This is a genomic window from Pseudomonas sp. (assembly GCF_026224925.1).
Taxonomy (GTDB): Bacteria; Pseudomonadota; Gammaproteobacteria; order Pseudomonadales; family Pseudomonadaceae; genus Aquipseudomonas.
The window spans coordinates 1-15185 of record NZ_JAMFRV010000577.1 but is presented as its reverse complement, the minus strand read 5'-3'; the positions used below and the strand labels follow the sequence as shown (position 1 = coordinate 15185).

10 protein-coding genes are annotated in these 15185 nt (G+C 57.7%); 7 read left to right on the top strand and 3 right to left on the bottom strand.

The window, feature by feature from the left end:
- Positions 1–154 precede the first annotated feature (154 nt).
- Positions 155–1003 (bottom strand): carboxylating nicotinate-nucleotide diphosphorylase, encoded by an 849-nt coding sequence (nadC, locus tag M0974_RS24140; RefSeq protein ID WP_297842901.1) that lies wholly within the window; start codon positions 1001–1003, stop codon positions 155–157.
- A gap of 332 nt (positions 1004–1335) precedes the next feature.
- On the opposite strand from nadC, the gene M0974_RS24135 reads away from it, so the two are divergent.
- From M0974_RS24135 to M0974_RS24120, 4 genes are all read left to right on the top strand, one after another.
- Positions 1336–3585: a DUF1631 domain-containing protein gene (locus M0974_RS24135; protein WP_297842898.1), complete on the top strand. Its 2250-nt coding sequence runs from the start codon at positions 1336–1338 to the stop codon at positions 3583–3585.
- A 143-nt stretch (positions 3586–3728) separates the two neighbouring features.
- Entirely contained in the window at positions 3729–4295 is a 567-nt protein-coding gene (gene ampD, locus M0974_RS24130; RefSeq protein WP_297842894.1) for a 1,6-anhydro-N-acetylmuramyl-L-alanine amidase AmpD, read from the top strand.
- Positions 4292–5128 (top strand): regulatory signaling modulator protein AmpE, encoded by an 837-nt coding sequence (gene ampE, locus M0974_RS24125; RefSeq protein WP_297842891.1) that lies wholly within the window; start codon positions 4292–4294, stop codon positions 5126–5128. Before ampD ends, ampE begins: the two co-directional genes overlap by 4 nt.
- A 244-nt stretch (positions 5129–5372) precedes the next feature.
- Positions 5373–7403 (top strand): methyl-accepting chemotaxis protein, encoded by a 2031-nt coding sequence (locus M0974_RS24120; RefSeq protein WP_297842887.1) that lies wholly within the window; start codon positions 5373–5375, stop codon positions 7401–7403.
- 6 nt (positions 7404–7409) lie between these two features.
- Here M0974_RS24120 and M0974_RS24115 read toward each other — a convergent pair whose 3' ends face one another.
- Both M0974_RS24115 and cra read right to left on the bottom strand, forming a co-directional pair.
- Positions 7410–8189, bottom strand: a complete 780-nt coding sequence (locus M0974_RS24115) for a TatD family hydrolase (RefSeq protein ID WP_297842885.1) — start codon at positions 8187–8189, stop codon at positions 7410–7412.
- A gap of 2 nt (positions 8190–8191) precedes the next feature.
- Complete coding sequence (gene cra / locus M0974_RS24110) at positions 8192–9187, bottom strand: catabolite repressor/activator (RefSeq protein ID WP_297842882.1); 996 nt, start codon at positions 9185–9187, stop codon at positions 8192–8194.
- Positions 9188–9553: 366 nt separating this feature from the next.
- Here cra and ptsP point away from each other — a divergent pair, with 366 nt between their 5' ends.
- The 3 genes from ptsP to M0974_RS24095 are packed head-to-tail and all read left to right on the top strand — an operon-like array spanning position 9554 to position 15168.
- Positions 9554–12472 (top strand): phosphoenolpyruvate--protein phosphotransferase, encoded by a 2919-nt coding sequence (gene ptsP / locus M0974_RS24105; protein ID WP_297842879.1) that lies wholly within the window; start codon positions 9554–9556, stop codon positions 12470–12472.
- Entirely contained in the window at positions 12472–13413 is a 942-nt protein-coding gene (pfkB, locus tag M0974_RS24100; RefSeq protein ID WP_297842876.1) for a 1-phosphofructokinase, read from the top strand. The genes ptsP and pfkB overlap by 1 nt, the downstream gene beginning before the upstream one ends.
- 15 nt (positions 13414–13428) lie before the next feature.
- Positions 13429–15168: a PTS fructose-like transporter subunit IIB gene (locus M0974_RS24095; RefSeq protein WP_297842872.1), complete on the top strand. Its 1740-nt coding sequence runs from the start codon at positions 13429–13431 to the stop codon at positions 15166–15168.
- Positions 15169–15185 lie beyond the last annotated feature (17 nt).

The window sequence follows — 15185 nt, the reverse complement described above, 5'->3', positions numbered from 1 at the left end:
CGATTATCAGGACGTATTCATTGCCCTTGGTCGTACGCCAGAGGATGCACGTTCTGCTCAGCAGGATATTGAAAGCCAACACAGCATGGATCAGCTGTTTTCGAGGATTAGATGTTCATAATTACCGAGATAGCGACAGTGAGTTAACCCAGCCTCACAAACTCAATCGCATCGACAAATCCACCGCCTTTATATCCTTGGTCAATGCGCCAATCGAAATGTAATCCACCCCGGTCTCGGCAATCGGCACCAGCGTTGTGTCATTTATTCCGCCACTGGCCTCCAGCTTCGCTTTCCCAGCCGTAATCCGCACGGCCTCTCGCATGTCATCCAGGCTCAGCTCATCTAGCATGATGATATCGGCACCCGCCGCCAGCGCCTGATTTAGCTCATCCAGACTTTCGACTTCGATTTCAACCGGTTGACCTGGCGCGATTTTGCGGGCGGCGGTGATTGCCTCGGCGATACCACCACAGGCTGCGATGTGGTTTTCTTTAATTAAAAACGCGTCGAACAGGCCAATGCGGTGGTTATGGCAACCGCCGCAGGTGACGGCGTATTTTTGTGCCAAGCGTAGGCCGGGCAAGGTTTTGCGGGTGTCGAGTAGTTTGACTTGGGTGTTGGCGACTTTGTCGGCGTAGTACTGGGCACGAGTGGCAACGGCCGACAGCATCTGCAGAAAGTTCAGCGCGCTGCGTTCGCCGGTCAGCAGCGAGCGAGCAGGACCTTCGAGGTGGAACAGCGGTTGATTGGGTTTGACCCGGTCACCGTCGGCGACCTGCCAATGCACGGCCACGCGGGGGTCCAGTTGACGAAAAACCGAATCCACCCAAGCGGAACCGCTTATTACCGCGTCGTCGCGGGTGATGATAGTGGCCTTGGCCAGACGTTCTGCGGGAATCAGTTGGGCGGTAATGTCGCCACTGCCCACGTCCTCTATTAACGCGCGGCGTACGTTAGCTTCTATTTCAGCCGTCAGGGGGGCAAGGCGTAGGTTTGGCATTACGGGCTCCACTTACTAAGTGTCCTAAGTATAAGGTACGGCACTCCGGCAACCCAACCCGTGCAATACCTCAAGCCAGAGCCTGCGTGTGCAGTTCGTCGGTTTTGTGCTCGGCCGTGCGATGGATAGCACAATTGACGGTCTATCCTGCGTTCGCAGAGAAAAAAGACCCAAATCACTACTGGCATAACCCATATCTTTTGCCAGATACTCTGTCGGTCAATTGACGTCATGACTTTGGCGCTTATCAAATTTCGAGATGCCACTTTACAGATACGGCCGTTGGGTCTTGTCTGTAGACGGTTCGCGGATGTTCTCTAGTGGGGATCTTGATGCAAAACGACGGAAAAGTTGTTCCGCTGAACAAGGGCGCCCCAGAGCAGGCTCCGTCCTCGCCGCTGGCCCGGTTGCCGGTCGTTTTGCTGCAAGTGCGCGATAAAGCTGCGCAACAGCTAAAAGAAGCGTTGCAGGCGCTGTTTGATAACGCGGACGACACGCTGTTCGAAATGGCGGACCGGGCGCACAACAATGTTGAGCAGAATATTTTCTTTGAGGCCATGCGCGACTTGCGCCTCAAACGCAAAAGCATTGAGCGCTGTTTTCTCGACAAGTTCTACGAAGCCTTTCTGCGTCTCGGCCAATACGAGGTGAGCGCCCCCGAAATGGCCCCCGCGATGACGTTCGACAAGCTGGCGTTGGTGCATAACGATGATCTGGAGCGAACCGTGGCCGTGGACGCCATGGTCTCCAAGGTCTTGAGCCGCGACGGTTTCGCCCTGACGCAACTGACCACTCGCTTGAACACCCTTATTCCTCAGCGCCTGACCGACGCCTCCAATCCAATGGGGCCGACCGTACTGTGTGATTTCTTCCTCCAGGCTGGGCGCAGCCTTGGGGTAGAAATCAAGGTCAAACTGATCATTCTCAAGTTGTTCGAAAAGTACGTGCTGATCGATACCGATCATCTGTATGACGAAGCTAATCAGTTGTTGATTGCCGGCGGAGTGCTGCCCGATCTGAAGGCCGCGCCTGCGCGTCGGGTTTCTGATCGTGGACCGGCAGCCAGCGTGCGTTCAACCCAGGGGGGCGATACCGCCGAGGCGATGGCGACGGTCAGTGCCAATCGGCAGCTCGATAAAGACGTTCAAGAGGTGTTTGCGGCGCTGCAAGAGTTACTTTTATTCGTGCGCAGTGTCTCACCGCCACCCGAGCCCAACGCTGAAGCGAAACCGATTTCCAGTCATGACTTGTTGCGTCTGCTCTCGCATTTGCAGCAATACGTGCCCGCCACCGAGGCGGCCCAGGATGACTTCGACCTGCGAATTCAATTGGAGCAATTGCTGGCCCGGGTCAGCATGAAAAGTGGCAAGTTTCGAGTGGTGTGTGGTGTCGACGAAGACGTGATCAACCTGATCGCGATGCTCTTCGAGTTCATCCTCGACGACCGCAATTTACCCGATTCGCTTAAAGCGCTGATCGGGCGTCTGCAAATACCGATGCTGAAAGTGGCGGTACTGGACAAGAGCTTCTTCAGCCGTGGCAGCCATCCGGCGCGACGTTTGCTTAACGAAATTGCTTCTGCGGCATTGGGTTGGGGCGGTCGTGACGACTACCAGCGCGATACGCTTTACTTGCGCATCGAACAGATTGTGCAGCGTCTGCTGAACGATTTCGTCGACGATCCGGCGATTTTCTCCGAACTTCTGGTGGATTTTCTCGCCTTTACCGGTGACGAGCGGCGCCGTAGCGAGCTGCTTGAACAGCGCACTCGCGATGCTGAAGAAGGCCGCGCCAGAGCCGAGTTGGCTCGACAGCGGGTGCAACAAGAGTTGAATCGACGCTTGCTGGGCAAAACCTTGCCCGAGGTAGTGGTTCGCTTGCTTCAGGAGGCTTGGAGCAAAGTCTTGCTGTTGACCTGTTTGAAGCACGGCGACCAATCGCCCGAGTGGCACGCAGGTTTGGGCGCCATGGACGATTTGATCTGGAGTGTCGAGCTGCATGAAGAGCCCGAAGCCCGGCAGCGCTTGCTGGACCTTGTACCCGGTTTGCTTAAATCGTTGCGCGATGGCCTGACCAGCGCGGCCTTTGACCCATTCGCCACCGGCGACTTTTTTAGTCAATTGGAAGGCCTGCACGTACAGGCTTTCCAGTATTTCGCTCTTCAGCAGGATGACAGGGGCGAACATTCGCCAAAGCCTGCGTCTACGGCGGAAATGGTCGCTGTGGTCGAAGAAATCGTACTGATTTCTCCTGGAGAGCAACCGCTGGGCGACCAAAGCGTGCGCTTGGCCGACGATGATGAAGCCGTGCTTGAAGTCGATAAACTGCGGGTCGGTTGCTGGGTAGAGATACAAGAGGACGAGGACCACAAATTGCGTTGCAAGCTGGCAGCGATTATCGAGCCCACTGGCCGTTATGTGTTTGTTAACCGCACCGGGATGAAAGTGCTGGAAAAAACCCGCATGGGCCTCGCCGTTGAGTTTCGTCGCGGCGCTGTCCGCTTACTCGACGATGCATTGTTGTTTGACCGGGCATTGGAAGCTGTCATTGGCAATCTGCGCCGACTCAAGGGCGGTGCCTGATCGCTGCTGTTGATGCAGCGGTATCCACCTCACAGATATGGCCATGAAACATCCTGTTTTGCCGGTAAGGAAAATATTGCTGCCCGGTGATTCCCCGTCGCGGGCATACTTGCGCTATCGACCCGCCGTTCAAGGAACCCGTCATGCAGCTGGACTCCGCTAGCGGTTGGTGCCATGGCGCGCACCACTGCCCGTCGCCCAACTTCAATGCGCGGCCTGAGGCCGAGATTTCGCTGCTGGTGATCCACAACATCAGTTTGCCTCCTGCCGAATTCAAAACCGGCTGCGTCCAGGCGTTCTTTCAGAACCAACTGGATGTCACACAACACCCTTATTTTGAAAGCATCGCTGAGTTGCGCGTGTCGGCGCATTTTCTAATCGAGCGCGACGGCGTGCTGACTCAGTTTGTGTCCTGCCTTGATCGTGCCTGGCACGCGGGCATCTCCAGTTTCGAAGGCCGCGACACCTGTAACGACTATTCCATTGGCATCGAGCTGGAGGGTACCGACGACTTGCCCTTCACCGATGCCCAATACGATGCTTTGATTGAATTGACCCGACAGCTGCAGTCAACGTATTCAGACATTACCACGCAGCGGATTTGCGGCCATAGTGACGTCGCTCCGGGACGTAAGACAGATCCGGGTCCATGTTTCGACTGGGCGCGTTTTCGAGCTGCATTGGACATTGAAGTGAGGAACAGTGAATGAGCTTTTTGGTGTTGCTGTTGGCTGTCTGGATCGAGAAGTTCTCAGCCCTGCGCCAACGCATTCAACGTGATGGGCCGTGGCTGCGGGAGTTGACGAAGCTTGAAGCCAGCCCGCGTATGAGTAATCGGCCATGGCTGGTGTTGGTGCTTCTAGTGTTGCTGCCCGTGGTGGTGTTGGCGCTGCTGTTGGTGGTGCTGCAATCGGTAGCGTATGGCTGGTTGGGTTTGCCCGTGCACGTATTGGTCCTGATCTACAGTTTGGGACGCGGTGATGTATTGGCTGCGCTTGGACCCTTTCGAGATGCGTGGCGCAGGGGTGACAACGAAGCGGCCAGTCTGGTTGCCGAGCGTGATATGGGCGTACTCGCCGAGGACGGTACGCAACTGCTTGAGGATGTTCAGCGTTATTTACTGTGGCAGGCCTATCAGAGCTTTTTTGCGGTCATTTTTTGGTACTTCTTGCTGGGCCCAGTGGCCGCCTTAAGTTATCGACTGTTGGCCTTGGCCGTAATACACAGCAAAAACCCTGCAGTGGTCGAGCGCGCCGCGCAGTTACACCACGCTTTTGACTGGGTGCCGGTACGGTTGCTGGCCGCCAGTTTTGCTTTGGTCGGGAATTTCGTCGCGGTTGGCCGGGTGATGCTGCATGAGCTGCTCAACTGGAACATCAGCGCGGCAGAGTTAGTGACTAAGACCGGCCAAGCAGCCAGCGAGATTCCAGCGCCGGTGATCGGTGCAGACGGTATTGCCAACCTCGACTCGCTGTGGGAACTGCTGTTGCGTTCGGCGCTAGTCTGGTACGCCGGGTTCGCGCTATGGACGTTGCTGGTTTAGACGGACCCCGATCCTGTGGGAGATTCTATGCTTGAGGGCAATTCACAGCTCCCACCGAATCTCGGCATGCAGCCGCATTTGGGGCAATCCAAAAAACTGTGGGTGCAAGCTTGCTTGCGAAGGCCGCACCTCGATGCCGGGCTTATAACTCCCCGTTTACCTTTAGTTACAAAACCTCCCTTCGATATCAGGTATACAGACCCTTCGCATTACCCCTAAAAAATAAGAAAAAGGGAGCGTTCTTGTGAAGAGTCTTTTGTATCCGGCCGTCGCGTTGATGAACCGTCTGAACTTCGCAATGAAGTTCACGCTCATCAGCATTCTATTTTTCCTGCCCATGTTGATCACCAACTTCTATCTGGTCCGAGACTCTTATCGCGAGTTCGTCGGAACCCGGATCGAGTTGCAAAGCCTTGAGTTGGTGGGCACCAGCTTGAATTTGCGGCGCGACCTGGAGACGCTCGACGGCTTAGTCGAGATGAACGTGGTGTTGGGCCAGGCCAGCCAATTCGAAAGCTTGAACTCCCGTATTTCAGCGCTGGAAACCACGGTGCTGGCGACCTTGAAAAGTCTGCAGGCGCCCGCGGAAAATCCGAGTCAGGCCACCGCGTTCAATACCAAGCGCGATGAACTGATCACAGATTTCAAAGCACAGCAGGCGGAATCTTCGCTGCAAAACAAAAGCGGCATGGTGTCGCGGTTATTGAACAAAGCGCAGACCTTCAGCAAAGTCGTTGTCAGCCAGGCGGGCCTTAGTCAGGACAGCAACAGCGATATACGCCAGCTCACCGACTTGGTCACCAGCGTCACGCCGTTGATCACTCAAACCATCAGCGACGGTCGCACCATGGGCTCCTACTCACTGGGACAGGGCATGATCAACTCATCGGCCAGCACCCGCTTCGATGAGTTGCTGCAGCAACTTGAAAGAATACAGGGCGATTACGCCTTGAAACTGCAAGATGCGCTCGCCAGCAGTCCGGCGGCGCGTAATGCATTGGACGTGCCCGCTCAAGCCAGCCTGGCGACGCTCAAACAAAGCAGTGAACTGTTCGAGCAACAGGTCGTTTCGGCCGACAGCTTGAACGCGCCGTGGGAGAAGTTTTACCAGCAGGCTACGGGGCTCATCGCCAAAACGTATCAATTGAATGACGCGACCTTGGCGTTTCTCAGTCAGGAGTTACAGCAGCGGTTGGTGCAAAACCGCCTGCACACGATTTTATTAGTGGTGGCCTTGGCTGGGGCTTTTCTACTGATCGTTTACCTGTATTGCGGTTTCTACGCGTCGACTCGAACGACGTTGCGGCGTCTCGGCGCGGTGATGGACAAGGTCGCGGCGGGAGACATGACCGCCAGTTTCATCGCCGACAGTCGCGACGAGCTGGGTGAACTCGGCCGGGTGTTCAACGGCACGGTGAAGAAAATCCATGACCTGATCGAATGGGTGGGCAAGACCGTGGCTGAGGTTGAACGCCAGGCGACTCAGGTTGAGTCAGTTTCTGCGGTCAGCAACCAGGCGGTAGCGGGGCAGCGTAACCAGATCGAACTGGTGGCGACCGCCATGAACCAGATGTCGGCGACTGCACTTGAGGTCGCGCGCAGTGCCGCTGCGGCTGTTAGCAGCGCGCACAGTGTGAATCAGGAAACGGTCAGCGGCCGTGGACTGGTTGCGTCGCAACAGGTCAGTATTTCCAGGCTTGCCAGCGAGATTGACCAATCGGTGTTGGTCATCAATCAGTTGGCCTCAGACAGTTCGGCCATCAGTCGGGTGCTGGACGTGATTAAAAGTATTGCCGAACAAACCAATTTGTTGGCGCTCAACGCTGCCATCGAGGCGGCACGAGCGGGCGAGCAGGGGCGTGGTTTCGCGGTGGTCGCCGATGAGGTCAGGACGCTTGCCAAGCGTACGCAACAGTCCACTGAAGAAATCGAGCAGATGATTGCCAAGCTGCAAGGCGGCGTGGGTGCGGCGGTGAAAGCCATGGGTGTCAGCCATGAGGTGGCTAACGGCACCGTTGGGCAATCGGAGAAGGTCCAACAAGCGCTGGAAAACATTCTTGGCGCGGTCAGTATGATTGTTGATCAAAACCAACAAATCGCGGCGGCGGTGGAGCAGCAAACAGCCGTTGCCCATGACATTGATCGAAACATCGTCGAGATCAATCGCGCCGGCGAGCGCACGGCGGACGGTGCAAACCAAACAGAGCACGCCAGCCGGCAGTTATCAGCACAAGTGGTGGAGTTGAAGCAACTGATCAGCGCGTTTCGGGTTTAGCGCCGCCTATTGCCAGTTGAACAATTCATACGCGTTGCGGGTGCTGGCAGCCGCCAGCTCATCCGCCGATATGCCCATCAACTGCGCCAAAGACATGCAGATGTCGGGCAAGTATTCCGGGCTGTTGCGCTGGTTTGGGTACATGGCAGGGGCCATGTCTGGAGCGTCTGTCTCCAGCACCACGCTGTCCAATGGCAGCTCGGGGAGTACGCGGTGCATCCGTAGTGCTTGCGGCCAAGTGGCCGCGCCGCCAAGGCCGAGTTTGAATCCTAGCTTGATGTACTCACGCGCCTCTTCGCGGCTGCCTGCGAAGGCGTGAATAATTCCGCCCCGCTGTAGTTTCTGGCGTTTGAGCGTTGCGATGACCGCTGCGTGGCTGCGCCGAACATGGATCAACGCAGGCAAATTAAAGTCCGCGGCCAGTTGCAGCTGCGACTCGAATAGCTGTTGTTGGCGTTCTCGGTCCAGGGTTTCGACAAAGTAATCCAAGCCGATCTCACCCACTGCGCACAGCCGAGGATGCCCCTTGAGCCGCGTCAGCCAATCACCCAGTTCGCGCAAGTGCTCGGGCAGATGGTCATCAAGATACAGCGGATGCATGCCCAGCGCTGCGTACAGTCCTGCATCACTTTGTACTAAATCCCACACGCGCTGCCAGTTGGCCTGAAACACGCCCAGCACCACCACGCGCTCAACCCCCACTGCTCGGCAGTTCGCCACCACCGTGCTGCGATCAGCATCAAAGTCTGGAAAGTCCAGGTGGGTGTGGGTGTCGATCAGCGCCACGTTCAGGCCTCGTGAATGCGTTGCTTAAAGGTTCGTGCAATGGCGTGCACACCCGGTTGATAGTCATCTTTCTCTACCGCTGCCAGCGCCAATGCCAGCGCTTTGTCGGCAATCAACTGATGTTGTTGCGCCATGGCGTTCACGGGCAGTGGCAAAAAATCCAGTAACTGGGTATCGCCGAACGTGCCGAGGTGCAACTGCGCGGGATTGGTTGCGCGACTCTGCAGCACGTCAAAAACACCCTGCAATAGCACATAAGACGTGGTGATCAATGCATCGGGCAACTGACCCAGTCGCTCCACGAGTTCACTGGCCAAACGCCGGCCGCACTCACGGCTGAACGCCTCGCCCTGTTGAATGATCACTTCGCCGCTGAAACCCGAAAGTGCCTCTTCGAAACCGTCAGTGCGCATCTGGCTGACGATCAGCTCGGGATGAGCGCCGATCAGCGCGATGTGTCGCGGTGTTGATTTAAGCAAACTGTGGGTCAATTGCAGGCTGGCCTGGTGATCGTCGCTGACCACTGAACAGAAATGCTCAGGGTCCATTTGCCGGTCCATGGCAATGATCGGCAGACCGACCTTTTGCAGTTCACGGTAACTGTCGTCAGCTTCAGGCAGGCAACTGGCGACGAACAACGCGTCGCAACGCCGTGCCCGAAATAGGCGCAATAACTGGAGTTCGCTGGCAGGCGAGTCGTCCGAACTGGCTATCAATAATTGATAATCGTGAGCGCGTGCGCCTTGCTCCAACAGCTTGGCAATGCGTGCATAGCTTGGGTTTTCAAGATCCGGCAATATAAAACCAAGCGTGCGGGTGTGGCGGCTGCGCAACCCGGCAGCTTGAGGATTCGGACGAAAGCCGTGCTGATCAACCACCATGCGTACGCGCTCGACGGTCGCGCTGCTGATGCGTTGTTGTTCGGCCTTGCCGTTAATGACGTAGCTGGCCGTGGTGACAGAAACACCGGCCAGACGAGCAATATCAATGAGTTTCACCCGAGTATTCCTTTTTTATTGTGTGGATTGCGGCGTGTCTGAAATACCGCTATCGCGAGTCATCCCGCTTACTTCTAATCTCAGGCGCTTCATTCATAGAGTGACATTTGTGGATCTGGAAGCTCTCAGCTATTTCGTAGTTTCGTACGCAAACGTCCTACATCATCTGACGGTTGGGCTTCAACGGCAGCAGATTATCGAGTAACGTGCCGTTCTCAATAGATTAAACGATTCAGCTGTAAAAATATTTCTGCCGTATTACTCGATTCAAGGCTGTCAGATGGATATCTCTGGCTCGCCTAAGCTGTCGCTTGTTGAACAGGTCTTGTGCGAATGGCGGTTCCTAAAAACAAAAAGGAGAATGGCATGCTCGAACTCACCGTAGAGCAGATATCCATGGGCCAGACGGCTGTGGATAAATCTGCCGCGTTGCGACTGCTGGCCGACAAACTGGTCACCGATGGCTTGGTCGCAGAAGGTTACCTTCAGGGCCTACAAAGCCGGGAAACGCAAGGTTCAACCTTCCTCGGCCAAGGCATCGCTATTCCCCACGGTACGCCTGAAACCCGCGATCAAGTGTTCGCCACGGGGGTGCGTTTGTTGCAGTTCCCCAACGGTGTGGATTGGGGCGACGGGCAGATCGTTTATCTAGCCATTGGTATAGCCGCAAAAACCGATGAACACCTGCGTTTGCTGCAATTACTGACCCGCGCGCTGGGCGAAACCGATCTGGGCGAAGCGTTGCGTCAGGCGCAAACCCCTGAAGCGTTGCTCGGGCTGCTGCAAGGTGCCCCGCAGGAATTGGCATTGGATGCACAGCTGATTAGCCTCGGCGTGTCGGCGGATGATTTTGAAGAACTGGTGTGGCGCGGCGCGCGTCTGTTGCGTAAGGCTGACTGCGTGAGTAACGGCTTTGCGGCCGTGCTGCAGCAGGTGGAAGCATTACCGCTGGGCGATGGTCTGTGGTGGCTGCACAGCGAACAAACGGTCAAGCGTCCTGGCCTGGCGTTTGTCACCCCTGACAAACCGATTCGTTTTCTCGGTAAACCGCTCACCGGTTTGTTCTGCCTCGCCAGCCTGGGTGAAGCGCACCAAGCGTTGCTTGAGCGTTTATGCGCGCTGTTGATTGAGGGGCGAGGCAGTGAATTGGGTCACGCCACCAGCAGTCGCGCTGTGTTGGCGGTGCTGGGCGGCGAGCTGCCGGAAGATTGGCCGAGCCAGCAGGTGACGCTGGCCAATGCCCACGGCTTGCATGCACGGCCGGCCAAGACGCTCGCGCAGTTGGCGAAAGGCTTTGAGGGCGAGATTCGTGTGCGGATTGTCGACGGTGACGAAAACGCGGTGTCGGTCAAAAGCCTGACCAAGTTACTCAGCCTCGGTGCCCGGCGTGGGCAAGTGTTGGAATTTATCGTTGAGCCCGGCATTGCGGCGCAGGCGCTGCCTGCGTTGATTGCCGCGGTACAAGAAGGCTTGGGCGAAGAAGTCGACGCGCTGCTCCACGAAACGTTGCGGCACGAAACCCCGACGGCCGCCGTCACGTTAGCGGTGGTGGAGATCATTGCGCCGGGCTTGGTAGCGCCTGCCGATGGCAGCGTGGTCCAGGCCATTGCAGCGGCGCCAGGAATTGCCGTCGGCCCGGCGCACATTCAGGTGCCACAGGCATTTGATTTTCCTTTGAGAGGTGAATCCATTGCTGCCGAGCATCAACGCTTGCAGCTGGCATTGTTTGCAGTCCGTCAGGACCTTGAAGGGCTGATCCAGCGCGCAGAAGCAAAGGCCATTCGCGAGATTTTCATCACTCACCAGGAGTTGCTGGATGATCCTGGCCTGACCGACGAAGTCAGCGCCCGGCTGGATCACGGCGACAGTGCTCCGGCCGCCTGGATCGGTGTCATCGAAGCGGCTGCCCGCCAGCAAGAACAACTGCATGACGCGTTGCTGGCCGAGCGCGCTGCCGATTTACGCGACATCGGCCGTCGGGTGCTGGCGCAATTGTGTGGCGTTGAAACGGTCACCGAGCCCGAGCAACCGTACATTCTGGTCATGGAAGAAGTCGGCCCGTCCGACGTTGCCCGGCTTGATCCAAAGCGCGTGGCCGGCATTCTGACCGCCCGTGGCGGCGCAACGGCCCACAGTGCCATCGTCGCCAGAGCCTTGGGGATTCCGGCATTGGTAGGTGCCGGCGATGCGGTGCTGCTGATCAAATCCGGCACGCTATTACTGCTTGATGGGCAGCGTGGGCGATTGAGCGTTGCTCCGGACGCGGCCACTTTGCAGCGCGCTACCCATGACCACAACACCCGCACCGAGCGCTTAAATGCCGCAGCCACGTTGCGCCACGAACCTGCATTGACCCGTGATGGTCACGCTGTCGAGGTGTTTGCCAATATCGGTGACAGCGCGAGTACTGCCGTTGCGGTCGAGCAGGGCGCAGAAGGCATCGGCCTGCTGCGCACTGAACTGATTTTCATGGCCCACACCCAAGCGCCGGATGAAGCCACCCAAGAAGCCGAATACCGCCGCGTACTGGATGCGCTCCACGGACGGCCATTGGTCGTGCGCACCCTTGACGTTGGCGGTGACAAGCCGTTGCCGTATTGGCCGATCGACAAGGAAGAAAATCCGTTTTTGGGCGTGCGCGGGATTCGTCTGACGTTACAGCGTCCGCAGATCATGGAAAGCCAACTTCGTGCCTTGTTGCGAGCGGCCGACAATCGTCCGCTGCGGATCATGTTTCCCATGGTCGGCACCGTTGAAGAATGGCGTCAGGCGCGGGACATGACCCTGCGCTTGCTTGAGGAGATTCCAATCGCGGACCTGCAACTCGGGATCATGATTGAAGTGCCATCGGCAGCACTGCTGGCCCCGGTATTGGCGCGGGAAGTGGATTTCTTCAGCGTCGGCACTAACGACCTGACGCAGTACACCTTGGCCATTGATCGCGGCCATCCGACGCTGTCCGGTCAGGCTGATGGTTTACACCCGGCTGTTTTGCAGTTAATCGACATCACCGTTCGCGCCGCCCATGCCCACGGAAAATGGGTTGGCGTGTGTGGTGAGTTGGCGGCTGACCCGCTGGCGGTGCCGGTGTTGGTTGGGCTGGGCGTAGACGAACTGAGTGTGGCCTCCCGCAGCATCGGCGAGGTCAAGGCCTGCGTGCGTGAGTTGAACCTGAGTGATGCGCAACACTTGGCGCAACGTGCGTTAACGCTGGGGACGGCCGGTGAAGTGCGTGCGCTTGTTGAGGCCCAGACTGTGGATGCTCGGCTTTTGGAGACGTTGTAATGGCGAAAATTTTAACCCTGACGCTGAACCCCGCATTGGACCTGACAGTGCAAATGGGCCCACTGCAGGTGGGGCAGGTCAACCGTAGCAACGCCATGCTCAGTCATGCCGCCGGCAAAGGCCTCAACGTCGCCCAAGTGCTGGCCGATCTGGGGCATGAGCTGACCGTGGCTGGGTTCCTTGGCATCGACAATCAGCAGCCGTTTGAAACACTGTTTGCCCATCGGCAATTCGTCGATGAGTTTGTGCGCGTGCCAGGTGAAACCCGCAGCAATATTAAATTGGCGGAGAGCAGTGGGCGCATTACCGACCTGAACGGCCCCGGTCCTTATGTCAGTGACGACGCACAGCAAGCGCTGATGGCGCGGCTGGAAATCATCGCCCCTGGCTTCGATGCCGTGGTGGTGGCCGGCAGCCTGCCACGCGGTGTCAGTCCTGAATGGCTGCAAGCCTTGCTGCTGCGGCTTAATGCCTTGGGCCTGAAAGTTGCTCTGGATACCAGCGGAATGGCGTTGCGCGCAGCGTTGTTGGCGAGCCCGTGGCTGATCAAACCCAACACCGAAGAGCTGGCCGAAGCGCTAGACGCCCCCATTATCTCTATTCAGGCGCAGGCCGAGGTGGCCAGTCGTTTGCGTGCCCAAGGTATCGAGCACGTGGTGATTTCCCAAGGTTCGGAGGGCGTGCATTGGTTCAGTTCTGGTGTGGCGCTACAGGCGTTGCCACCGAAAGTGGTGGTGGCCAGCACGGTGGGGGCGGGGGATTCGTTGTTGGCGGGCATGGTCCATGGCTTGCTTTGCGGCCATTCGGCGCAACAAACCTTGCGTACGGCCACGGCGATTGCGGCGATGGCGGTGACTCAGATCGGTTTCGGCATCAGTGATGCGGCGCAACTGAAGCTGCTTGAAAAGGGCGTAAACGTGCGCGCCCTTACAGAACAATAAGAGGGTTTGTAACCAATGAAGTTAGCCATTATTACGGCCTGCCCAAACGGCAAAATCAGCAGCGTTCTCAGCGCGCGCTTGCTGGAAGCCGCCGCGCAGCGTCAAGGCTGGCACACCAGTGTCGAGATCCATGATCCGCGTCAGCCCGACAGTCAGTTGTCGCCGGACCTCATTGCTGCGGCTGAATGGGTGCTGGTGGTCAATACCGGGCCGTTGGATTTGAACCGTTTTATCGGCAAACGCTTGTTCCAGTCGACACCGGCCCAGGCGCTGCACGACGTGGAAAGTTTTTTGCGCACTGCTGCGGAGCAAGCCGCGATGCATGTCGCGACTGCCGAGGAAGCGTCGTCAGCACCCAGCGCTGCACACCCGCGGCTGGTGGCGGTGACTGCCTGCCCGACGGGCGTTGCTCACACGTTTATGGCCGCCGAAGCGATTGCGCAGGCGGCCAAGCGTCTTGGTTATGAACTGCAGGTTGAAACTCAGGGCTCAGTCGGCGCACGCAACCCACTCAATGCCCAAGCCATCGCCGATGCCGACGTGGTGCTATTGGCAGCAGACATTGAGGTTAATACCGAACGGTTTGTCGGAAAGCGGATTTATCGCTGCGGTACCGGCATCGCGCTTAAGCAGGCAGAGGCCACGCTGAAAAAAGCCTTGGCCGAAGGCGCGGTGGAGTCGTCGCCGGGCGCACCTGCGGCGCCTCGCAAAAAAGAGAAAACCGGAGTCTATAAACACCTGCTGACCGGTGTGTCGTTTATGTTGCCCATGGTGGTGGCGGGCGGCTTATTGATCGCGTTGTCCTTTGTGTTCGGGATCACCGCTTTTAAAGAGCCAGGCACGCTGGCCGCTGCACTGATGCAAATCGGTGGCGACACCGCGTTCAAGTTGATGGTGCCATTGCTCGCCGGGTACATCGCGTATTCGATTGCCGACCGTCCGGGCCTCGCGCCGGGGATGATCGGTGGTTTGCTCGCCAGTACCCTGGGTGCGGGTTTTATCGGCGGCATCATTGCTGGTTTTATTGCGGGCTATAGCGCGTGGGCGATCAATCGATACGCACGTTTACCCGCCAGCCTGGAAGCACTTAAACCGATTCTGATCATTCCGCTGCTGGCCAGTTTGTTCACCGGCTTGGTGATGATCTATGTAGTGGGCACGCCGGTGGCGGCGATGCTTCTGGGCCTGACGCATTTTCTCGACAGCATGGGCACCACCAACGCGGTTTTGCTGGGCGTAGTGCTTGGCGCGATGATGTGCGTCGATCTGGGTGGGCCGATCAACAAAGCGTCTTATGCGTTTTCAGTGGGCCTGCTAGCGTCGCAAAGTTATGCGCCCATGGCAGCGGCGATGGCGGCCGGTATGGTGCCGCCGATTGGCATGGGCATCGCCAGTTTTATTGCGCGGCACAAGTTCGCACAAAGCGAGCGCGAGGCGGGTAAGGCGGCGCTGGTGCTGGGCTTGTGCTTTATCTCCGAAGGCGCGATTCCGTTCGCCGCGAAAGACCCGTTGCGGGTGATTCCGGCCAGCATCGCCGGTGGGGCGCTGACGGGTGCATTGTCGATGTTATTCGGCTGCAAACTCATGGCACCCCATGGCGGGCTGTTCGTATTGCTGATCCCCAACGCCATCAACCACGCGCTGTTGTACCTGCTGGCCATTGTGGCCGGAAGCCTGGTGACCGGCGTCTCGTACGCGCTGTTGAAACGCCCGGAAGTGGTGGAAATAGAAGGTGTATCGGTGGCTGCCGCATGACCTGTAGGAGCCAACGT